Raw genomic sequence first — 22960 nt, forward strand, 5'->3', positions numbered from 1 at the left:
GTGAAAGTTGAGCTTCGAAGTGATGTAGGTAAGATGAGAGAACATAATGAAGATGTATGTGATTATTTTCTCTCAGATGATCTTCTTCTCGCAGTTGTAGCTGATGGCATGGGTGGCCATAAAGCTGGAGATGTTGCGAGTGAACTTGCCATTCAAACGTTAAGAGAAGCATGGAAGAAACAAGCACCACGTGCAACAGAAGAAGCCATGACATCATGGCTTCTTCATACGATTTCAGAAGCAAATGAACGCATTTATGAGCAATCGCTGACGAATACAGAAATGCGTGGCATGGGTACGACGATTGTCTGTGCACTCATAACCGAATCTGAAATGATTAGTGCTCACGTTGGTGATAGCCGCTTATACGTGAAAAAAGAACATCATATTTCGCAAGTGACTCATGACCATACACTCGTAAATGAACTTTACCGTCAAGGTCAGATTTCAGAAGAAGAAGCCAAAAATCACCCACAAAAAAATGTCGTCACACGCGCACTCGGCACAGAGAACCAGTGTAACATTGATGTGTTGCAGCATGAATTAAGCGAGACGGACACCATTATTTTGTGTTCGGATGGGCTTAGCGACAAGTTATCAAACGATGATTTTGACGTTGTCTTAAATCAAGTTAATCGTTTAGAAGATAAAGCCGATCAACTATTGCAACTTGCTCTTGACCGTGGTGGCGAAGACAACATTACGTTCATTCTCATAGACAAGGGAGCGAACGAACTATGATAGGGTTACGGATTGATGGACGTTATGAAGTCATTGAAGCCATCGGTGGTGGCGGGATGGCAAACGTTTACCGAGCACGAGATGTTATTTTAGAGCGTGATGTAGCTGTGAAGGTTTTACAACCTCAATATACACACGACGAAGCATTTATACGTAGATTTAGACGTGAAGCTCAGGCGGCGACCAGCTTAATTCATCCAAACGTTGTTGACATTTATGATGTTGGTGAAGAAGATCAGACGTTTTACATCGTGATGGAATACGTTGGTGGTAGTACATTAAAAGAAAAAATAGTTCGAGAAGGTGCGCTTGCGTTTCAAGAAGTACTCCAAATCTTTGATCAAATTTCTTCAGCGATTGCGTATGCCCATGACCAAGGAATTGTTCACCGTGACGTTAAACCACACAACATCCTTCTTGATGAAGATGGCACGGTAAAAGTAACGGATTTTGGGATTGCAAGAGCTGCCTCAGCTGCGACGATTACACATACGAATTCTGTCCTCGGTTCTGTTCATTATTTATCTCCTGAACAAGCACGTGGTGGGGCGGTTACGTTAAAAGCGGACATTTATGCTTTAGGCGTTGTGCTTTATGAAATGATTACAGGGACATTGCCGTTTGATGCAGATTCTGCGGTTTCAATTGCACTCAAACATTTGCAAGAGAAGATTCCGAACGCAAAAGCGTTGCGCCCTGACTTACCAGAGAGCATGAACAATATCATTCGTAGAGCTACTGCGAAAGATCCGTTGTACCGTTATGAGACGGTACACGACATGTTGCATGATGCAAAAACGGCGTTGTTACCAGAACGGATGAATGAAGCGCCACTAGAACTTGATGATCAAAGTGAAGAAGAAACAAAAGTGCTACCCGTATTAAGCGATCAACAATCTTCTGAAGAAACAATTGTCGCTCCAAGTGAACAAACAGACCAAGAAGAAAATGATACAAAAGCAAATGAGCCTAAGAAAAAGTCAAAGCGCAAGCGTTGGTTGTTTCCATTACTCGCATTTCTAATCATTGTACCAACAGCGCTCGTGCTAGGATTTATGGTCATTCCGTCTTGGTTTGCTGTAGATGAAGTGCAAGTGCCTGATGTTGTTGGTACGAATTACGAAGAAGCAGAGCAGTTGTTAGAAGAGCATGAACTAATCGTTACAATTGAGCGAGAATATCACGATGAAGTTGAACGTGATGTTGTCTATTACCAAGACCCAAGAGCGGGAAGAAATGTGAAAGTTGAAAGTGCGATTACACTTCGAGTGAGTGATGGTCCGGAAACGGTTGAAATGCAAGACTTAACAGGGATGAGTGTAGAGGATGCGCTTGATCTTCTTGAAGAACTAGACATAGACGTTGAGACGACGAGTGAGCCTTCTGATGAGCAACCACCAGGGTACGTCATCAGCCAGACACCTGAGGCTGGTGAAGAGGTCATTCAAGACGAGCTATCGGTTCAACTCGTATACAGTGAAACACCACAAATGACACTCGGAGACCTTACAGGATCGAGTGAGCAAGCGGTGCGTAATTACCTTGAATCTCATCAATTGTCAGGTTCATTTGATCGTGAATACTCTGAAACTGTGCCAGAAGGGCAAGTGATTACTCATGAGCCAGGACCGTACGTTACGATTGATGAAGGGTCTGACGTGACATTCGTGATTTCTAATGGTGAACCGCCTGTCGAAGAGGAAGAAACGCAAACCCGCTATGCGGAGATCCCCGTAAATGTGACTGATCCAGAAGCTGGACAGTCGTATGACATTCGCATTGAATTTACAGATAGAACGACAGGGGACGACCCAGAGATTTTCGTTGAGGAAGAGATCACAGAATCGACCGAATATCTCGTTCCTTTTGAAGTGAGCAAGAGTATACCGGGAACGTACACGTTGTATATTAACGACGAAGAAATGCAATCCAATACGCTAGAGTTCGAAGAAGACTAAGGAGGAGATTCGTTGCAAGCAGGCCAAATTATAAAAGCCGTCGGTGGATTCTACGATGTTTTACATGATGGAGAGGTTACGCGTTGTCGGGCACGTGGATTGTTTCGTAAGCAAAAGATTAAACCGCTCGTTGGTGACTTTGTCACGTTTGAAGAGGAATATGTTCAAACAGTCGAATCGAGATCAAATGAGATGCATCGTCCACCGATTGCAAATGTCAATCAAGCACTACTCGTTATGTCTTCGACGAAACCGGAGTTCAGTACGTATTTACTAGACCGATTGCTCGTCCATACAGAAGCGATGGAAGTTGAATCGGTCATTATCATTTCGAAAATGGACCTTGCAAGTGAAGAAATAAAGCGAGAAGTTCAAAGCAAAGCAAGTCGATATGAATCACTCGGTTATACAGTCGTTTATACGCCAGGTGATGACGATCTTGACGTTATTCGAGAACGATTGAAAAACCGTACCACTGTCGTTGCGGGGCAGTCTGGCGTCGGTAAATCAACGCTATTAAATCGTGTTGATGACTCATTAAACCTTCAAACAGGTGAAATTTCGCAACAATTATCAAGGGGGAAACATACGACACGTCACGTTGAGTTATTGCAAACGTGTGGAGGTCAAGTCGCAGATACTCCCGGCTTTAGCTCCCTTGATTTTACGGGGATTGACCTTGATGTTTTAGCAGATAGCTTTCTTGAAATCTATGAGGTGTCCAAAGACTGTAAATACCGAGGCTGTACGCATCGCAGAGAAGATGGTTGTGCAGTAAAGGCTGCGGTTGAAACAGATGAAATTGCACCGTATCGATACGACAATTATTTGGCATTTTACAACGAAAAAGAAGAAGAAGAAAAGCGGAGGTTTTAACACAATGGCAATGATCGCACCGTCAATCCTTTCAGCGGATTTTAAACAACTAGGCAACGACATCGAGGCAGTGAGCAATGCGGACTATATCCATGTAGACGTAATGGACGGAAAGTTCGTTCCTAACATTACAATTGGTCCTCTCATTGTTGATGCGGCAAAACGCTCAACATCACTACCACTTGATGTTCATTTAATGATTGAAGATCCAGATCGGTACGTTGGAGACTTTGTCAAAGCCGGCGCAGACATCATTACGGTTCATGTAGAAGCATGTACTCACTTGCACCGGACGATTCAACTCATTAAAAGCCATGGTGTTAAAGCGGGAGTTGCTTTAAATCCACATACTCCAGTAGCGATGGTTCAACATGTGATTGAAGACGTAGACCTCGTCTTGTTAATGACGGTTAACCCTGGGTTTGGTGGACAAAGCTTTATTCAAGCTGTGCTACCTAAGATTGCTGAAGTACGTAAATTTGCAAATGAAGTGAACGAAGAGTTACTTATTGAAGTTGACGGAGGCGTTAACGAAGAAACGGCAAAACAATGTGTAGAACACGGAGCAAATCTGCTTGTGGCAGGATCACACATTTATAAACAAAATGACCGCAAGCAGGCGGTGGAACGGCTTAAAAGCATTACCGAGTAATTTTTTATAAAAAACGATGTACTATTTCCTTCTGGGTGAATATACATATAGAAGAATCCGTATGTGCCCGTCAGTGTTTGTCTTCGGAAAAAGCTGGCCTTCAAGGAGGAATTGGGATGAAATTTTATACGATTAAGCTTCCGAAGTTTTTAGGTGGGGTTGTTCGCGCGATGCTGAACTCATTTAAGAAAGAGTAACCCCAAAAAAAGAAAAAGCACCGCTTAGCGGTGCTTTTTCTTTTTTTCATTTTATAAAAACCGGTAAGTAGCGCTTAGACGCGCTCTACTTTACCGGCTTTCAACGCTTTTGCAGATACATATACTCGTTTAGGTTTCCCGTCAACTAGAATACGAACCTTTTGGACATTTGCGCCCCAACGGCGTTTTGACGAGTTGTTCGCGTGGGAACGGTTATTACCGCTTGATGGTCCACGACCCGTAACAAAACATTTACGTGCCATCAGAATCCCTCCTTTATTTACTTCTCCCTTACTTGCACTCGAACATCTTAGCATAAAAATATGGAAGAAATCAATATAGATTTATGAACAGTTGCTTTATAAAAGCTGAAAAATATAGTAAACTGTCGATAGTTATCATTACTGATGGATGAAAGGAGGATGGCTATGGCCTTAGAAATGAATTCTCAACTAGGTTCCATTGACATCTCAAAAGAAGTAGTTGCAACCGTTGCAGGAGGTGCAGCAACAGACTGTTATGGGATTGTAGGCATGGCCTCTCAAAAGCAGATCAAAGACGGAATCTCTGAGCTTTTAAAGCGTGACAATTTCTCACGTGGAGTTGTCATCCGTGAAAACGAGGGAGATCTTATGATTGATATGTATATCATCGTAAGCTACGGCACGAAGATCTCTGAAGTTGCTTACAATGTACAATCAAAAGTGAAATATCAACTAGAAAAATTACTGGGACTACAAGTAGAATCTGTGAATATCTTCGTTCAAGGTGTTCGCGTTTCTAATCCGTAACGGTTGGACTAAATGAGGTGTGTATAAGTGTCAAATACAATTAACGGCCAGATGCTTCTGGCCATGTTTAATGAGGGAGCAGTCGCTTTAGAGAAACACGCAAAGCGAGTTGACGCTCTAAATGTCTTTCCTGTACCAGATGGTGATACTGGAACGAATATGAGCCTTACGATTCGATCTGGTGTGAAGGAAATGAAACAGCAAGATGCAACGAGTGCAAACCAAGTTGCAAAAACGTTCTCTAAAGGTTTATTAATGGGAGCACGTGGAAATTCAGGTGTCATTTTGTCACAACTATTCCGTGGTTTTGCAAAAGGCATTGAGCATGATCAAGTGCTTGACGGACAAGCGCTTGCTAAAGCGTTCGATGGAGGCGTTCAGACGGCTTATAAAGCGGTTATGAAGCCTGTTGAGGGGACAATCTTAACGGTTGCTAAAGATGCAGCTGAAAAAGCGACCAAGTCTGCAAAGAAAACGAAGGATGCAGAGCAAGTACTTGTCGATGCGATTGAAGAAGCGAAAGCTTCACTTGAACGTACACCTGATTTACTTCCGGTACTTAAAGAAGTAGGTGTCGTCGATTCAGGCGGTCAAGGACTTGTCTACATCTATGAAGGTATGCTACGTGCAATGCGCGGAGAAACGACAGCAGATGATGCTCCAGAGCAAGCGACGATGGAAGAGCTCGTTCATGTTGAACACCACAACATTCAAGGTGACATGAATCCAGAGGATATTGAATTTGGATATTGTACTGAAGTGATGGTTCGCTTTAGCGATGACAAAACGAACGAGTCGCCTTACGTTGAAGAAGATTTCCGCAATACGTTAAGCCAATATGGCGATTCTCTTCTAGTCGTAAGTGATGAAGATATTATTAAGATTCATATTCATGCTGAACATCCAGGTTTCATCATGAACGAGGCACAAAAGTACGGGGATCTTATTCACGTTAAAGTCGACAACATGCGTGACCAGCATGCTGCACTTTCAAATGAACCTAAGAAAACTGAACCGCCCGTTCCGAAAAAAACTCAAGAAGAAGCTGAGTTTGCTATGATTGCCGTTGCAATGGGTGAAGGAATTCGTGATCTATTCAAGAGTGTCGGTGTAGACATCGTGATCGAAGGTGGTCAAACGATGAACCCGAGCACGGAGCAGTTGACGAATGCAATTAAAGAAACACACGCAAAGCATGTGTTTTTAATTCCAAACAATAGCAACATCATTATGACAGCCGAGCAAGCAGCTGACGTGAGTGATCGTGATGTTCGTGTCATCCCTACGAAGTCTGTTCCTCAAGGATTAAGCGCGCTGTTTTCGTTTAATGCAATGAACGATGCCGATCGCAACCAAAAAGAAATGACGGAGAGCATTTCTCAAGTGAAAAGTGGTCAAATTACGAAATCAATTCGTGACACAGCGATTGATGGCATAGACATTAAGAAAGACGACATCATGGGCATTGTTGAGAACAAAATTGTAAGCTCAGGAGACTCTTTAGAAGAGACGCTCATTTCTGTGACAAGCCAAATGGTAGACAACGATACAGAGATGGTAACGATCATTAGTGGTGAAGAAGCAGAAGCATCTTGTACGGATGCGCTCGTCTCTTACATCGAAGAGAAGTATCCAGAAGTTGAGACTGAAGTGCATGAAGGGAAACAACCGCTTTACCATTACATTATTGCTGCTGAATAAAAGATAAGAGGGGATGGATGATATGACACGTGTAAAGATTGTTACGGACAGTACGGCTGATATTCCGAACTCGCTCGCTGAAGAACTAGACATTACCGTTATTCCACTAAAAGTGAACTTTTCAGCGGATGAGACGTATCTTGATGGAATTGAATTAAGTCCGACTGCCTTTTATGAGAAGTTACAACAAGCGAATCAAATGCCAACAACTTCTCAACCTTCACCGTACGATTTTGAAAAGCTTTACAACGAGATCTACGATGAATCAGAAGAAGATACCGTCATATTTTCCATTCATCTGTCTTCTAAATTGAGCGGTACGTATCAAGCTGCAACGATCGCTGCCTCAGAAGTAGAAGACAAAATTAACGTGCATGTGATTGATTCAAAACGAGCGAGCTATTCTATTGGCATAATCGTCGCTGATGTAGCGAAGCTTGCTATTGAAGGCGCTGATCAAAAGGCAATTCAAGACCGTATCGACGTTCTTCTAAATGAAACATCGGTATACTTTATGGTTGAAACACTTGAGTATTTACAAAAAAACGGTAGAATCGGTAAAGCACAAGCACTTATTGGATCCTTATTAAAAATGAAACCGATTTTATCTCTTTCGAAAGAAGGAGAAGTCTACCCGTTTGAAAAAGCTCGTGGCCGTAAAAAAGCAATCGATAAAATTGTAGAAACGTTACAAGAAACATACAAAGACCAACCGGTAGACATCGGATTAAGTCATGCGGTGGCTCCTGAAGTTGGCGACACGGTTTTAGAGGAAATCAAAGCTCGTTTAAACACTCAATCGACAGTTAAGACAGAAATCGGTGCGGTAATTGGTACTCATGTTGGACCGGGAACTGTTGCCGTGATGGTCACTCCTACAAAAGCGTAAGGGGATTGTTATGAAATATCGTAGTGTTACAGAGATTATTGGTCCAATCATGGTTGGACCGTCCAGCTCACATACTGCAGGTGCTGCTAGAATTGGACGTCTTGCAAGACTGCTTTTTGATGGTCAACCGAAGCGTGTGAACATTCATTTATACGGCTCATTTGCGAAAACGTACAAAGGTCACGGTACTGACGTGGCGTTAATCGGTGGATTGCTCGACTTTGATACGTTTGATGAGCGAATTCGCGATGCAAAGGAACATGCAAGCAATGCAAACATGCGTGTTCGCTTTCATGAAGAAGAAGCCATTCCTGACCATCCAAATACGGTCAAGCTACGCCTTGAATCCGACGACAGTGCGATGGAACTTGTTGGAATTTCAATCGGTGGCGGTAAGATTGAGATTATTGAGTTAAACGGATTTGCTTTACAATTAACCGGACATCATCCAGCACTTCTAATTGTTCATCAAGATCGGTACGGAGTCATTGCAAATGTGGCAAACGTACTAGCGCTTCATAAAGTGAACATTGGTCATATGAAAGTCTCACGAAAAGAAAAAGGGCGAGAAGCTCTCATGGTCATTGAAGTTGATCAAACGGTCACAGATGAGATTATGACATCACTTGAAAAACTTGAGCATGTAGACCAAGTCGCAAAACTTCACGAATAAATGATTGAGAGGTGGACGTTCATGTTTCGAAACGTCGCAGAGTTAATCGAATTAACTAATAGAGATGGAATCTCCATTTCAGAAGTCATGATTCAACAAGAGATCGAGGTGACAGGTCGTTCAAGGGAAGCCGTCTTAACGGATATGGATGAGAAGCTCACGATTATGGAAGAAGCCGTAAGACGTGGCATTGAAGAAGATGTAAAATCTGTTTCAGGACTCACCGGTGGAGACGGAAAAAAGCTTGAGAAGTATATCGAAAATGGCAACGGTCTAAGTGGTGACACACTGTTACGCGCAGTGAGTCGTGCAATGGCAACAAACGAAGTGAATGCAGCAATGGGAATGATCTGTGCGACACCAACAGCCGGCTCCGCTGGAGTCGTCCCTGGAACGTTGTTTAGTCTTAAAGACAAATTAAACCCAACTCGTGAAGCGATGCAACGCTATTTATTGACTTCAGGTGCATTTGGTCTTGTCGTTGCGAACAATGCTTCGATTTCAGGAGCTGCGGGTGGTTGTCAAGCAGAAGTCGGTTCTGCAGCAGGTATGGCAGCAGCAGCTGCTGTAGAGCTTGCAGGCGGTACACCGAAGCAATCTGCTGAAGCAATGGCAATGGCACTTAAAAATATGCTAGGACTCGTTTGCGACCCGGTTGCAGGACTCGTTGAAGTACCTTGTGTCAAACGAAACGCAGCAGGTGCGTCGATTGCAATGGTAGCAGCTGATATGGCGCTAGCCGGAATCGAAAGTCGCATACCTTGTGATGAAGTAATTGATGCGATGTATCGCATCGGTGAGAGTATGTCAGAAACGTTAAAAGAAACTGCTTTAGGTGGGCTTGCTGCGACACCTACAGGCAAAGCGCTCGAATCACAAATTTTTGACCTTTCTGCTGAGCGTACATGATGAACACACCCGTCTCCTCGCTAAAAGGAATCGGTAAAGAAAGTGCCAAAGACCTCGAGCGCCTTGGCATTTTCTTTATTTCTGATCTTCTAGCACACCTTCCTTATCGCTATGAAAACAAAGAAGCACAACCGGTTGAACAGCTCGTTCATGATGAAAATGTGACCGTTGAAGGAGTTGTAATCGGTGAAGCGAGAGTAAGTTTCTACGGAAGAAAGAAAAACCGATTGAATTTTAAAATGAACAGCGGGGGACACGTGTTAAACGTTGTAGCGTTTAACCGTGCTTTTTTAAAAAGCAAATTGCAAAACGAAGTCGCAATTACAGTGTCAGGGAAGTGGAATCGGCACCGAGCTCAAATTACCGCTCAATCCATTGAAGTTGGACAAGTAGAAGAGAAAAGGCCGTATGCCCCAATCTACGCCTTATCTGGAAGGTTAACGACACGTCAGCTAACGCAATGGACAGAAGATGCGCTAGCGATGACCGAGGCGTTTCCGCCAGAGCGTTTGCCAGAGGCTTTGTTAGAGCGATATAAATTACCGGCGATCGTCGATACGATTCAACAGTTACATCGCCCAACAGACAAAGAATCTTTAAAACATGCAAGAAGACGTTACATATACGAAGAGTTTCTACTGTTTCAACTGCGCATGCAAGCGTATAAGCGTTCAGTACGCCAAAATGAACAGGCAACACCACTTCAAGAAGACGTAGTTAAAGTAAAGGCGTTTATGGAGACTTTACCATTTGCGCTTACACAAGCGCAAAAGCGCTCACTTGATGAAATTGTTCATGATTTGCACCAACCGTATCGAATGAATCGCTTACTACAAGGAGATGTAGGTTCAGGTAAAACTGTCGTAGCAGCGATTGCAATGTATGCAGTTATTACTGCGGGAAAAACGACAGCATTAATGGTGCCAACGGAGATTCTAGCTGAGCAACATTATGAATCGTTGCAAGAACTCTTTCGTGATTGCGACGTTTCAATTCGTTTGCTGACGGGCTCCACGAGAAAGTCTGAACGCAAACAAACGATTGAAGCATTAGAAGCAGGTCAGGTGAATGTATTAATTGGAACCCACGCCCTCATTCAACCTGACGTCCCAATTCCAAATCTCGGGCTCGTCGTGACCGATGAACAACATCGATTTGGCGTGAATCAAAGACGTGCATTGAAAGAAAAAGGCAGCCCAGATGTGTTGTTTATGACCGCAACACCTATTCCGAGAACGCTTGCGATTACAGCATTTGGTGATATGGACGTATCAAGAATTGATGAGCAACCCGTAGGGCGTAAACCGGTAGAAACGTATTGGGCGAAGCATGATATGTTCGAGCGAGTCATTACGTTTATTGAAAAAGAAATTCGTGCCGGACGTCAAGCGTATGTAATTTGCCCATTAATTGAGGAATCAGAGCAACTAGACGTACAAAATGCCATAGACTTGTATGAGCAATTGCAACAGATTCTTCCTAGCGTTTCTGTTGGACTCGTGCACGGTCGCCTCTCAAACGATGAGAAAAACGGCACGATGGAACGGTTTTTTAGTAATCACGTACAATTGCTCGTTTCTACAACGGTCGTTGAAGTCGGTGTAAACGTTCCGAATGCGACTTGTATGTTGATTTATGATGCGGATCGCTTTGGATTAGCTCAGCTACACCAGCTAAGAGGTCGAGTCGGTCGTGGAGATGCGCAATCGTACTGCATTTTGCTTTCAGATCCAACGTCTGAAACAGGAAAAGAACGAATGAAAATTATGACCGAAACAACAGATGGATTTGTGTTAGCAGAAGAAGATTTAAAGCTTAGAGGTCCTGGTGACTTACTTGGTAAGAAACAGAGCGGTATGCCTCACTTCCGTTTAGCAGATCCTGTCCATGATTACCGAGCCCTTGAAACAGCAAGACAAGACGCACAAACGCTCATACAGTCCGATGCGTTTTGGACCGACGCTGAGTACGAGGCGTTACGTAACTATTTATCCGATACAGGAGCGCTTTCTGGAGAGAAACTCGATTAAAGATTTGTTGATTTTCTCTCCAGATTGTTGCAAACTACTATTAGGACCTAGTCATAGAAATGCGGTGCTTATTATTCATGAGAAAACCAAAGCATGTTCGTAAAGCTGAACTGAAGGAAACGATTCAAAACAATCCATTCATCACAGACGAAGCATTGGCTACGTCCTTTAATGTTAGCATTCAAACGATTCGACTAGATCGCTTAGAACTCGGTATACCAGAACTTCGTGAGCGATTAAAAGACGTCGCAAGACAACACCATGATGAAGTAAAAGCGTTAACAGATGAAGAAGTAATCGGTGAAGTCATTGATTTACAACTTGATGAGACAGCGATTTCAATTATGGAAATTCGAGAAGAACATGTATTTACGAGAAATGGAATTGCTCGTGGGCATCATTTGTTTGCACAAGCAAATTCACTAGCTGTGGCCATCATTAACGATGATTTCGTCGTAACAGGTCGTGCTAATGTACGTTTTTCAAAACCAGTAAAAGCAACAGAACGAGTCGTTGCCAAAGCAAAAGTTACCGCTCATGACGACAAATGGACAACCGTAATCGTTGAAAGTTATGTCGATCAACGACGAGTATTTTCTGGGGAATTTCAAATGGCAAGAGGCCATCAAGACTAAAGTGATGAAGGTTGAACTGATAAAAGGAGCTTAAAGCATGAAGATTGCAGTAGACGCTATGGGCGGTGACAACGCCCCTAAAGCTCAAGTGGCTGGCGCAATGGCAGCTGTTAAAGCATTTGATCAAATTTCGATTGTTCTCGTCGGTGACGAAGCGCAAATTAACGAACATTTAAATGCGCATCCAAGAATTGAAATTTTGCATACCGAGGAAATCATTACAAACGAAGATGCGCCAACGCGTGCGGTGCGTCGTAAAAAGAACTCATCAATGGTCCTTGCTGTTCGGGAAGTACGGGAAGGCCGCTGTGATGCCTGTATTTCTGCAGGCAACACAGGTGCGCTTATGACGGCAGGACTTCTTCACGTTGGGCGAATTGACGGGGTGGAGCGTCCAGCGCTTGCGCCGATGTTACCGACGATTGATGGCGAAGGATTCTTGCTTTTAGACGTTGGTGCGAACATTGAAGCGAGAGCGGAACACTTGTATCAGTACGGTGTTATGGGCGACGTTTATTTACGACAAGTGAAAAATCGTAAAACCCCTCGCATCGGTTTGTTAAACGTCGGAACAGAAGAAGGAAAAGGCAACGAGTTAGCAAAGGCTGCCTTTGAACAACTGCAAGGCGGAAAGTTCGAATTCGTTGGCAACGTTGAAGCAAGAGACGTATTAAACGGTGTTTGTGACGTTGTTGTCTGTGATGGATTCTCGGGGAACATCCTTCTAAAAACGATTGAAGGAACTGCTGAATCATTGTTCACGATCTTAAAGGCAGAGCTAACCTCAACGACAATGAACAAATTAGCAGCAGGAGTTTTGAAGCCTTCGTTTAAAAATATAAAAGAGAAGATGAGTTATTCTCACTACGGTGGTGCTGGTTTGTTTGGGCTTAAAGCGCCAGTCATTAAAGCTCACGGCTCATCAGACCATACAGCGATTTATCACGCAGTAAGGCAAGCTATGCAAATGATCGAAGAAAAAGTTCCAGAAGTCATCGCAAAAGAATTAAGCGATACGTCAGAGAAGGAGTGATTCACATGCGGAAGTTTGCGTTTTTGTTTCCTGGACAAGGGTCTCAAGTCATTGGAATGGGACTAGATGCGAAACAGACGAATGAATCATCGAAAAACGTCGTGGATGTTGCTGATCGTGTGTTACAATTTCCACTTTCGAAGCTCATGGAAGAAGGACCTGAAGAGGAACTAAAGCAAACGTCAAATGCACAACCAGCGCTTGTAACGACGAGCATTGCCACTTTGCAACTTGTTAAGGGGCTTAATGTTACCCCGTCATTTGTAGCAGGTCATAGTTTAGGAGAGTACAGTGCTCTCGTTGCCGCAGGTGTTTTAACGTTTGAAGATGCGGTTGCAGTCGTTCGTAAGCGTGGCCAGTTCATGGAAGCAGCAGTTCCGAACGGAACAGGTACGATGGCAGCAGTTATGGGTGGTACGCGTGAGGATTTAAAAGCGGTCTGTGAAGCTGTTACTGCTGAAGGTGAAGCTGTACAAATGGCTAACGTTAACGCACCTGGTCAAGTCGTTATTTCAGGGACGACTGCGGGTGTGAAGACGGTCGGTGAACGAATGAAAGAAAAAGGTGCGAAGCGTACGATCCCATTAAATGTGAGTGGACCATTCCACTCTGCATTGATGGAGCCTGCTGCAAATGAGCTAGAACAAGCGTTAGCTAGCATTCCATTTCGAGATGCAACCGTTCCAGTCATTACAAATGTATCCGCAACAAGCGAACAATCAGGCGAACGGTTAAAAGCAGGACTCGTCAAGCAAATGACATCTCCTGTTCTTTGGGAAGATTCGATTCGTTATATGATTGGTGAAGGCGTCAATACATTTGTTGAAGTAGGAAGTGGACAAGTACTATCAGGACTTGTGCGCAAAATTGATCGCAAAAATGTTGACGTTGTCTCTATTCATACAAAAGACGATGTAGATAAGCTAAACGCATTACTTCAGGAGGTTTAATCTATTGAAATTGCAAGGAAAAAAAGCCCTAGTCACTGGGGCTTCTAGAGGAATTGGACGTGCGATTGCAATCGAACTGGCTAGTCTTGGTGCCGATGTAGCGATTAACTATTCAGGCAATCAAGCAAAGGCAGAAGAAACAAAGGCAAGCTGTGAAGCTCACGGTGTACGAGCGATTACAATTCAAGCGGATGTTTCTGATGAAACACAAGTGAAAGAAATGTTCAAAACGGTCACGGATGAATTCGAGCGCATTGACTTACTCATTAACAATGCGGGGATTACACGTGACAATCTGGTTATGCGTATGAAATCAGAAGATTGGGATGACGTGATGAACACGAACGTAAAGGGGGTGTTTCTCTGCTCGAAGGCGGCATCTAGACCGATGATGAAGCAACGCGAAGGTGTTATTGTCAACATCGCCTCTGTCGTTGGATCAATTGGAAATCCAGGTCAAGCGAACTACGTTGCGGCAAAGGCAGGTGTTGTCGGATTGACAAAGACGCTTGCGAAAGAGTTCGCAAGTCGTAACATTCGTGTGAATGCTGTTGCACCAGGCTTTATTGCAACTGAAATGACGGATGAATTGCAAGATGAAACAAAATCAGCATTACTTGAACAAATCCCACTTGCTACACTTGGTGAGCCAGAAGATGTTGCACGTGTTGTATCCTTTTTATGTGGAGAGGATAGTCGCTATATGACAGGACAAACGTTGCATGTTGATGGCGGCATGTATATGGGGTAAGACAAACCTCTCTAGTTTTTTACTAGGAAATCATCTATAATGACAATGGTTACATTCAATTAAATAAACAATCGAATTAAAAACACGAATGAAAGTCTAGGAGGAATTATCATGGCAGAAACAAATACATTAGAGCGCGTAACGAAAATCATCGTTGATCGTCTAAGTGTGGAAGAGTCAGAAGTGAAAATGGAGTCAACGTTTAAAGAAGATCTAGGTGCAGATTCACTTGATGTTGTTGAACTTGTAATGGAACTTGAAGATGAGTTTGACCTTGAGATCTCAGATGAGGAAGCGGAAAAGATTGCGACGGTTGCTGATGTCGTCAACTACATAGATGCACAGTAACCCTTTCCTTTCAGACAAGTTCTGCACATCGCAGAGCTTGTTTTTCCCGTTTTCTGATTGAACTTTTTAAAGGAGTAGATGAAAATGAGTCAACAGTCAGGGCGTAAACGAAAGGCTGAGAAGCAATACAGTGTAAGTGATGCGCATGCGAAAAAGTTCCAAACGATGCTAAGTTCCCTATCGGTTACGTTTATTGATCAACAATTGCTGTATCAAGCATTTACACATTCTTCGTACGTGAATGAACAACGCTTTCGTGCAGACCAAGACAACGAACGGTTAGAGTTTTTAGGGGATGCGGTGTTAGAGCTTGCAGTATCTCAACATTTATTCAAGCGTTTTCCACTCATGCAAGAAGGAGAAATGACGAAGCTAAGAGCTGCTGTTGTATGCGAACCTTCATTGTTTGAGCTTGCTGAGCGACTTGAGTTCGGATCATTGATTTTCCTCGGTAAAGGTGAAGAGATGAGTGGCGGTCGCAATCGACCTGCGATGCTTGCAGACGTTTTTGAAGCGTTTGTCGGTGCGTTGTATTTAGACCAAGGGATGGATGCAGTATACGCATTTCTTGAAGAAACCGTCTATCTAAAGATTGAAACGGGTAGTTACACGGACGTCATGGACTTTAAAAGCCAATTGCAAGAATTTGTGCAACAAGAAAGTAGCGGACGGATTAGTTACCAAATTGTTGCTGAGCAAGGACCTGCCCACAACCGCGAATTCGTTGCAAAAGTGTTCGTGAACGAAACGAGTTACGGTGAAGGTACAGGAAAGACTAAAAAAGCTGCAGAACAACACGCAGCACAAAAAGCACTAACTTTATTGAGTAAAAAAGTAGCGAATAAATGACAATCACCTTAAAACGTAATGGTTTAAGGTGATTGTACGGTTGACCTATTTTTTTGCTTTAATTGCCCCGAGTTCTGATACGAGTGCATCAATTTCTCTTACGCTTAAATTCGGATGACTAACAACATAGTCATACACGTCTTTAATGTCTTCGTATTGATTAAGTGAGTAGTACTCAGGATCAAGAACAACTCGGTTTACTACTTTTAGTCGTTCCTGCAACTTTTCAAACATGTAAGTCAAATTCTCATGTGTAGCATGATCTAAATTCGTCATGGATGGCCTCCCTTTCCATTCTATTTTAGAGGCGATTTTCATGTTTGAAAAGGTGAGATTACAAAAAAGTCGTCAGATGGAACGAGAATAAGCACGACGTTAGAAAGAATTGAGGGTAAAGCCATGTATTTAAAAAGGCTAGAAATATCAGGGTTCAAATCATTTGCAACTCCGTTAAAGATTGATCTAGACCCGGGAGTGACAGCAATTGTAGGGCCGAACGGGAGCGGAAAAAGCAACGTTTCGGACGGGGTCCGCTGGGTACTTGGCGAACAATCTGCGAAACAGTTGCGCGGATCAAAAATGGAAGACATTATTTTTGCCGGTAGTGAATCGAGAAAGAAAGTGAATCTTGCAGAAGTAACGCTCGTTTTGGATAACGAAGACGGACATATGAGTTCTGAGTACGTTGAGATTAGTATGACGAGACGGTTGTTTCGAACAGGTGAGAGCGAATACTATTTGAACGGCACCGCCTGCCGTCGCAAAGACTTGCTTGATCTACTCATCGATTCAGGACTTGGTAAAGAAGCGTATTCGATGATTGGACAAGGAGAAGTTGAAAAGATTCTCTCTTCAAAACCAGAAGAACGTCGCGTCATGTTTGAAGATGCTGCTGGTGTTTTGAAATACAAATCAAGAAAACAACAATCAGAGAAAAAACTTACGGAAACGAAAGATAATCTTCAGCGTGTTGAAGATATATTAAGTGAGCTTGAACAACAAATCGAACCCCTTGAGCGTCAAGCATCTACTGCAAAAGAGTACGTCGAAAAGCGTGAGGAATACGAGAAGTTAGACATCTCGTTACTTAGTTTTGATATTGATGATAAACATGGGCAATGGACGAGTAAAAAAAACAAACTCCAAACCTTACAAGCAACTTTAGAGACGAAAGGTGCACAACTTGAAAAAAGCGTTCAAGAACAAGACGATGTAAAAGCATTGCTCAAACAAATTGACAAACAGCTAGAAGAGAGTCAAAAAGAGCTTCTAGAAGTGAGTGAGCGTTTAACTCAATTAGAAGGTCATCGTGAGCTCATGAATGAGCGAGGTTCAAACGCACACGTGAGGCTTGAGGAACTCGAGCAAAGAATGACGGCAATTGAGACGAGTTGGCAAGAGTCCAAGAAATTACTTGATGCTGAAGCAAAACAACTTGAAGATAAAGAAGCAAATGATGCAAAGCTCGAAAAGCGTTGGAACACGATGCAAAAAGAAATGAGTAAAACACAAGAAGATTTCGAGACAGAACTTGAAGCGCTTAAAACGACGTATATCGATGTGTTAAATGAACAAGCTGCATTAAAAAACGAAATGCGTTATCGAAAAGAACAACAGGAAAAAGTAAAGCGGCGAATGGATACACTTGATGAAGAACATTCAGGTGCCAAGGATTCGCTTGAAGAAAAACAAACGAATTTCGATCACTTGCAACAGCAAATCGAATCACTAGAAACGAAGAAACAAACCGTTCTTGAGGATGTGGAAGAGTCAAAGCAACACGTTGAGAAGATCCAAGAACACAAACAGAAACAAAGCGATCATCTTCATCGTGGCTACCGAAGTTATGAAGATGTGAAAGCACGGATCGACTTGCTTGAGAGAATGGAACAAGAACACGCAGGGTTTTTCCAAGGGGTAAAGGCTGTCATGCAAGGTAGAGATCACGGTCAACTCTCAGGTGTACTCGGTCCAGTCGCTTCACTCATTCATGCTACAAAGAAATTCGAACTTGCAATCGAAACTGCACTTGGTGGGGCGCTACAACATATTGTCGTAGACACCGATCAAAATGGACGAAAAGCGATTGCTTACTTAAAAGCTAAAAAGCAAGGAAGAGCAACGTTCCTACCTCAAAATGTTATGAAGCCAAGGTTTGTTCAATCGAGCACGTTAAAGAAACTTGAGCAACAACCTGGATTTGAGTGTGTAGCAACTGCAGCGGTTTCAAATGAGCACCACGTTCAAAACGTCATTGACCACTTATTAGGTGGCATTATCATTGCAAGTGACTTAGAGAGTGGACAAGCAATTGCTAAAGTGAGTGAGTTTAGACACCGCATCGTAACATTAGACGGCGACGTCATTAACCCAGGCGGTTCAATGACCGGAGGTAGTGAAAAGAAAAAAGGCCAAGAGCTACTCGGTCGTAAACGTGAGCAAGGAGAATTGCTTGAGAAAAAGCGTGATATTGAAGCCGCAATCTCTGACTTGGAACAAAACGTAAAAGATAAAACGAACGAATACAATGAAGCCTTGCAGCTGTTGCAAACAAAAGAGTTAACGCTTGAAGAACTAGTCGATTCACTACAACGAGCGAAAGAAGAGTTGCATCTCCAAAGACAAGCGCTGCAACAAAAGCAATCTGAACACTCATTGTATGTAAAAGAAAAAAGCGTGCTTGACCAAGAGCTCCTACAATGGACAGAAGAGAAGGAAACGAATGAACAAAAAGCGATTGAGCTCTCAGAACGCTCCACGTCGTTAGAGCAAGAGATTAATGAAAAAGAAGCTGAGAAAAAACGACAAGCACTTTCAGAGAAAGAAATGCAAGAGCAAGTGACGTTGCTTCGAATTGAACGCGCCAAGCAAAAAGAACAACTCGACCATCAAAAACAGACTGTAAAACGATTGCAAACTGAGGTGAGCGAGCAGCAGCGAGAGTTAGTTAACATTAAAGAGGAACGTGAGGCATTGACGTACCGTCTTGAAGACGTTTCAGGTGGGTCGTCAACGATTGATGAAGACATTGAAAAGACACGTGAAAGCAAAGAAAAGTGGCAAACGTATGTTCAAGCGAAACGTAAAGAGCGTGAAGAAACAAACGAAAAGCTTGGTTTAGTTGAACAAGCCGTAACGAGGTTCGATAGCGAGTACCGCGATACGGATCAACAAAGACAGCACATCGAGCTCGTCACTGAGAGACTCGATGTTGAGCTTGATCACCTTCTAGATCGTTTGCAAGGAGAATACGAGTTAACGTACGAAGCAGCCAAAAAGAAACGTGATCGTGAGATTCCGGTTGAAGACGCTAGAAAGCGGCTCAAGTTATTAGAGCGTGGCATTGAAGAACTCGGTTACGTAAATTTAGGGGCGATTGAAGAATATGAACGCGTGTCTGAGCGCTATCAGTTTCTAAAAACGCAACAAGAAGATTTGCGTGAAGCGAGACAAACGCTCGTTGAAGCCATCCGTGAAATGGATGAAGAGATGACGCGCAAGTTTCGAGAGACGTTCGTGCAAATTCGTGAACAGTTTAAAGAAACGTATCGTGTCATGTTTGGCGGCGGTGAAGCCGATCTCGTTCTAAGTGAACCAGATGACCTTCTAGAAACAGGCATTGATATATTTGCAAGACCGCCGGGTAAGAAAAAACAAGCGTTGTCGTTATTGTCTGGTGGCGAGAAGTCATTAACAGCGATTGCGCTATTGTTTGCGATCTTAAACGTTCGCCCTGTTCCGTTTTGCATTTTAGACGAAGTCGAAGCGGCGCTTGATGAAGCGAATGTAAAACGGTTTGCGGACTACTTGCAACGCTTTTCGGCACAAACTCAGTTTATTGTAATTACCCACCGTAAAGGCACGATGGCAGCGAGTGACTCACTTTATGGGGTGACGATGGAAGAGTCAGGTGTATCAAGACTCGTCTCTGTAAGATTAGAGGAAGCAGAAATGCTTGAGCCAGCGATGTCAACGAGCAAATAAGAGAGGTAGGATTTTAGCGAATGAGTTTTTTTAAAAAGTTAAAAGATCGCGTAACGAATCAAACAGATTCGGTCACAACGAAATTTAAAGATGGTCTCCAAAAAACGAGAGATTCATTTTCTGAGAAGATGAACACATTAGCAGCAAAATACCGTACAGTTGATGAAGAGTTCTTTGAGGAGCTTGAAGAGCTACTGATTTCAGCAGATGTTGGTGTGAATACGGTTATGGAGCTCGTCGATGAGCTTCGTGAAACTGCAAAGCTTGAAAATGTGAAAAACAGTGCGGATATTTTACCAGTCATTAGTGAGAAATTAACCGAGAAGTTGGATTTCACAGGAGAGGATTCCGAGCTTTCGATGAATCAAGAAGGCATGACGGTCATTTTATTCGTCGGCGTTAACGGCGTAGGGAAAACGACAACAATTGGGAAACTCGCTCACCATTTTAAAGAGCAAGATAAAAAGGTCGTGCTAGCTGCTGGAGATACGTTTAGAGCGGGTGCGATTGAACAGCTAGGTGTATGGGGCGAACGTGTTGGCGTTGACGTTATTAAGCAAGCTGAAGGCTCAGATCCTGCGGCTGTTATGTATGACGCGATCCATGCTGCAAAATCTAGAAGTGCCGACGTACTTCTTTGTGACACCGCAGGTCGCTTACAAAACAAAGTGAACCTCATGAAAGAACTTGAGAAAGTGAAACGAGTCATTCAGCGCGAAGTGCCAAGTGCGCCGCATGAAGTGTTGCTCGTTTTAGATGCGACGACTGGACAAAACGCTATGGCACAAGCGAAGCAATTTAAAGAAGCGACAGACGTTTCAGGGATTGTCTTAACGAAGCTTGACGGCACAGCAAAGGGTGGAATCGTACTTGCGATTCGGAATGAACTCGACATTCCGGTGAAGTTTGTCGGCCTCGGTGAAAAAGTCGATGACTTACAACCGTTTGATGCAGAACAGTTTACGTATGGTTTGTTCCAAACACTTGTTGAAGAGAAGTGAGTGAGAAGGAGCGAATAACTCGTATAAGTGCATAGATTGAAATTACGAGCAAAACGCTTGTCACACATCTAGTGATTAGATCTGGAAATGTCCGAGAGTGTTCATAGAAACTCTCGGCTGTTTCTTGACACAATCCAAGGGGAATTGTACCATTCTAATTGTAAAGGTTATTCACTTAACAGTAAGGGTGAAGTACAATGCTCGAGAAAACAATGAGAATGAACGCATTGTTTGATTTTTATCATGCATTATTAACAGACAAACAACGGAATTACTTGCAATTGTACTACTACGATGATTATTCCCTCGGAGAAATTTCTGAGTTATACGATGTGAGTCGTCAAGCCGTTTATGATAACATTAGGCGTAGTGAACTTATGCTTGAACAATATGAAGAGAAGCTTCAATTGTTCAACCGTTATCGTTTAAGAGAAGAGCTTTACAAGAAACTTCGACTAGCGTCTGAAGACAGTGAAGTGATCGCTCTTGTAACAGAGTTAGAAAGTACGGAAGAGTAAGGGGGAGATGACCATCGCCTTTGAAAGTTTAGCTGAACGACTTCAGCAAACGATGCAAAAGATAAAAGGTAAAGGGAAAGTAAGTGAAGCCGACGTCAAAGAAATGGCGCGTGAAGTTCGTCTTGCTTTGCTAGAAGCCGATGTTAACTTTAAAGTGGTTAAACAATTTGTAAACCGCGTAAAAGAACGTGCGGTCGGACAAGAAGTGATGAAGAGCCTTACGCCAGGTCAACAAGTTATTAAAGTGGTTAATGAAGAATTGACAGCGTTAATGGGCTCAGAAGAAAGCAAGATTGAAACAGCATCGAAACCACCGACGGTCATTATGATGGTCGGTTTGCAAGGGGCCGGTAAAACGACGACGACGGCAAAGCTTGCGAACTATTTACGTAAGAAAAAGAATAAAACACCCATGCTCGTTGCAGCGGACATTTATCGTCCAGCAGCGATTGACCAGTTAAACACACTCGGTAAGCAACTAGATATGCCCGTGTACTCTGAAGGGACCGATGTAAGCCCAGTAGACATCGTCAAGCGCGGTGTTGAAAAGGCGAAGGAAGAGCATCACGACACAGTCATCCTCGATACTGCGGGACGATTGCACGTTGACGAGAACTTAATGGATGAGCTAAAGGAAATGAAAGCTTCTGTGAATCCTGACGAAATTTTACTCGTCGTTGATGCGATGACCGGTCAAGATGCGGTAAACGTTTCGGAGCAGTTTAATGAACTCCTTGAAATATCAGGTGTCGTTCTTACGAAACTTGACGGTGACACGAGGGGTGGTGCAGCACTTTCAATCCGTGCTGTAACCGAGAAGCCGATTAAATTTGCCGGTATGGGTGAGAAGATTGACCAACTTGAACCGTTCCATCCAGAGCGAATGGCTTCACGAATTCTCGGCATGGGCGATGTGCTTTCACTCATTGAGAAAGCACAAACGAACGTTGATGAAGAGAAAGCGAAAGAATTGGAAGCAAAGCTTCGAAATGCAGACCTCACGTTTGATGATTTTCTAGAACAAATTGATCAAGTGAAAAGCATGGGCCCTCTTGAAGACTTGCTCGGCATGTTACCAGGTGCCAACAAGATGAAGGGCATGAAGAACATGCAAGTCGACGACAGCCAAATTGGCAAAGTCGAAGCGATTGTTCGTTCAATGACTAAGCAAGAAAAGGTCGAACCAAAGATTATAAATGCAAGTCGAAAGCGTCGAATTGCAAAAGGAAGCGGTACGACCGTTCAAGATGTCAACAAGCTTCTCAAACAGTTTGAAGATATGAAGAAGATGATGAAGCAAATGACGTCACAAATGGGCGGAAAAGCTGGTAAACGCAAAGGAAAAGGCGGCATGCAGTTTCCGTTTATGAAGTAATTCAAGCGATTTATGCACTGAAAAGGAAAAACCCTTTACACACTCGGACATTTTGTCTATAATAGGCTAATGTGCGATGATTTCACCATGAACGTGAAG

General features: G+C 43.2%; 23 protein-coding genes. 21 read left to right on the forward strand and 2 right to left on the reverse strand.

Annotation, left to right across the window (positions count from 1 at the left end):
- From JOD17_RS07915 to spoVM, 5 genes are all read left to right on the forward strand, one after another.
- Nucleotides 1-741: a Stp1/IreP family PP2C-type Ser/Thr phosphatase gene (locus JOD17_RS07915; RefSeq protein WP_338028771.1), complete on the forward strand. Its 741-nt coding sequence runs from the start codon at nt 1-3 to the stop codon at nt 739-741.
- Nucleotides 738-2699: a Stk1 family PASTA domain-containing Ser/Thr kinase gene (pknB, locus tag JOD17_RS07920; RefSeq protein WP_204696845.1), complete on the forward strand. Its 1962-nt coding sequence runs from the start codon at nt 738-740 to the stop codon at nt 2697-2699. Before JOD17_RS07915 ends, pknB begins: the two co-directional genes overlap by 4 nt.
- A gap of 12 nt (nt 2700-2711) precedes the next feature.
- Complete coding sequence (gene rsgA, locus JOD17_RS07925; protein WP_204696848.1) at nt 2712-3575, forward strand: ribosome small subunit-dependent GTPase A; 864 nt, start codon at nt 2712-2714, stop codon at nt 3573-3575.
- A 4-nt stretch (nt 3576-3579) separates the two neighbouring features.
- Nucleotides 3580-4227 (forward strand): ribulose-phosphate 3-epimerase, encoded by a 648-nt coding sequence (gene rpe, locus JOD17_RS07930; RefSeq protein WP_204696849.1) that lies wholly within the window; start codon nt 3580-3582, stop codon nt 4225-4227.
- A 116-nt stretch (nt 4228-4343) separates the two neighbouring features.
- Nucleotides 4344-4424, forward strand: coding sequence for a stage V sporulation protein SpoVM (gene spoVM / locus JOD17_RS07935; protein WP_042415530.1), 81 nt, complete (start codon nt 4344-4346; stop codon nt 4422-4424).
- Nucleotides 4425-4498: 74 nt separating this feature from the next.
- Here spoVM and rpmB read toward each other — a convergent pair whose 3' ends face one another.
- A complete protein-coding gene (gene rpmB, locus JOD17_RS07940) occupies nt 4499-4687 on the reverse strand; it encodes a 50S ribosomal protein L28 (protein WP_042360224.1) in 189 nt (62 codons plus the stop codon).
- Nucleotides 4688-4852: 165 nt separating this feature from the next.
- On the opposite strand from rpmB, the gene JOD17_RS07945 reads away from it, so the two are divergent.
- The 12 genes from JOD17_RS07945 (at nt 4853) to rnc (ending at nt 15983) form a co-directional block, all read left to right on the forward strand.
- The gene (locus JOD17_RS07945) at nt 4853-5215 is read left to right on the forward strand and encodes an Asp23/Gls24 family envelope stress response protein (protein ID WP_042360225.1); all 363 of its coding nucleotides are present in this window, start codon (nt 4853-4855) and stop codon (nt 5213-5215) included.
- Nucleotides 5216-5242: 27 nt separating this feature from the next.
- Nucleotides 5243-6916: a DAK2 domain-containing protein gene (locus JOD17_RS07950; RefSeq protein ID WP_338028772.1), complete on the forward strand. Its 1674-nt coding sequence runs from the start codon at nt 5243-5245 to the stop codon at nt 6914-6916.
- A gap of 22 nt (nt 6917-6938) precedes the next feature.
- On the forward strand, nt 6939-7805 hold the full coding sequence (locus JOD17_RS07955) for a DegV family protein (protein ID WP_204696850.1): 867 nt from the start codon (nt 6939-6941) through the stop codon (nt 7803-7805).
- 10 nt (nt 7806-7815) lie between these two features.
- Nucleotides 7816-8478, forward strand: a complete 663-nt coding sequence (gene sdaAB, locus JOD17_RS07960; protein WP_204696851.1) for an L-serine ammonia-lyase, iron-sulfur-dependent subunit beta — start codon at nt 7816-7818, stop codon at nt 8476-8478.
- A 21-nt stretch (nt 8479-8499) separates the two neighbouring features.
- Entirely contained in the window at nt 8500-9387 is an 888-nt protein-coding gene (sdaAA, locus tag JOD17_RS07965) for an L-serine ammonia-lyase, iron-sulfur-dependent, subunit alpha (RefSeq protein WP_042360227.1), read from the forward strand.
- The gene (gene recG / locus JOD17_RS07970) at nt 9384-11417 is read left to right on the forward strand and encodes an ATP-dependent DNA helicase RecG (protein ID WP_239575340.1); all 2034 of its coding nucleotides are present in this window, start codon (nt 9384-9386) and stop codon (nt 11415-11417) included. The genes sdaAA and recG overlap by 4 nt, the downstream gene beginning before the upstream one ends.
- Before the next feature lie 77 nt (nt 11418-11494).
- The gene (gene fapR / locus JOD17_RS07975; protein ID WP_204696853.1) at nt 11495-12052 is read left to right on the forward strand and encodes a transcription factor FapR; all 558 of its coding nucleotides are present in this window, start codon (nt 11495-11497) and stop codon (nt 12050-12052) included.
- A 37-nt stretch (nt 12053-12089) separates the two neighbouring features.
- Nucleotides 12090-13085 (forward strand): phosphate acyltransferase PlsX, encoded by a 996-nt coding sequence (plsX, locus tag JOD17_RS07980; RefSeq protein ID WP_204696854.1) that lies wholly within the window; start codon nt 12090-12092, stop codon nt 13083-13085.
- Between the two features lie 5 nt (nt 13086-13090).
- The gene (gene fabD / locus JOD17_RS07985) at nt 13091-14035 is read left to right on the forward strand and encodes an ACP S-malonyltransferase (protein WP_204696856.1); all 945 of its coding nucleotides are present in this window, start codon (nt 13091-13093) and stop codon (nt 14033-14035) included.
- A gap of 4 nt (nt 14036-14039) precedes the next feature.
- Nucleotides 14040-14786: a 3-oxoacyl-[acyl-carrier-protein] reductase gene (gene fabG, locus JOD17_RS07990; protein ID WP_204696858.1), complete on the forward strand. Its 747-nt coding sequence runs from the start codon at nt 14040-14042 to the stop codon at nt 14784-14786.
- 111 nt (nt 14787-14897) lie between these two features.
- On the forward strand, nt 14898-15134 hold the full coding sequence (gene acpP, locus JOD17_RS07995) for an acyl carrier protein (protein ID WP_042360232.1): 237 nt from the start codon (nt 14898-14900) through the stop codon (nt 15132-15134).
- Nucleotides 15135-15218: 84 nt separating this feature from the next.
- The gene (rnc, locus tag JOD17_RS08000; RefSeq protein WP_204696860.1) at nt 15219-15983 is read left to right on the forward strand and encodes a ribonuclease III; all 765 of its coding nucleotides are present in this window, start codon (nt 15219-15221) and stop codon (nt 15981-15983) included.
- 45 nt (nt 15984-16028) lie between these two features.
- Here rnc and JOD17_RS08005 read toward each other — a convergent pair whose 3' ends face one another.
- Nucleotides 16029-16259, reverse strand: a complete 231-nt coding sequence (locus JOD17_RS08005) for a DUF1128 domain-containing protein (RefSeq protein ID WP_042415548.1) — start codon at nt 16257-16259, stop codon at nt 16029-16031.
- A 123-nt stretch (nt 16260-16382) separates the two neighbouring features.
- Here JOD17_RS08005 and smc point away from each other — a divergent pair, with 123 nt between their 5' ends.
- The 4 genes from smc (at nt 16383) to ffh (ending at nt 22861) form a co-directional block, all read left to right on the forward strand.
- Nucleotides 16383-19967, forward strand: coding sequence for a chromosome segregation protein SMC (gene smc, locus JOD17_RS08010; RefSeq protein WP_204696864.1), 3585 nt, complete (start codon nt 16383-16385; stop codon nt 19965-19967).
- A gap of 20 nt (nt 19968-19987) precedes the next feature.
- The gene (gene ftsY / locus JOD17_RS08015) at nt 19988-20968 is read left to right on the forward strand and encodes a signal recognition particle-docking protein FtsY (protein ID WP_204696865.1); all 981 of its coding nucleotides are present in this window, start codon (nt 19988-19990) and stop codon (nt 20966-20968) included.
- A gap of 197 nt (nt 20969-21165) precedes the next feature.
- Nucleotides 21166-21486: a putative DNA-binding protein gene (locus JOD17_RS08020; protein WP_042360233.1), complete on the forward strand. Its 321-nt coding sequence runs from the start codon at nt 21166-21168 to the stop codon at nt 21484-21486.
- Between the two features lie 13 nt (nt 21487-21499).
- Entirely contained in the window at nt 21500-22861 is a 1362-nt protein-coding gene (gene ffh / locus JOD17_RS08025; RefSeq protein WP_204697162.1) for a signal recognition particle protein, read from the forward strand.
- Nucleotides 22862-22960 lie beyond the last annotated feature (99 nt).

Source organism: Geomicrobium sediminis, from assembly GCF_016908595.1.
GTDB classification, from domain to species: Bacteria; Bacillota; Bacilli; order Bacillales; family Marinococcaceae; genus Geomicrobium_A; species Geomicrobium_A sediminis.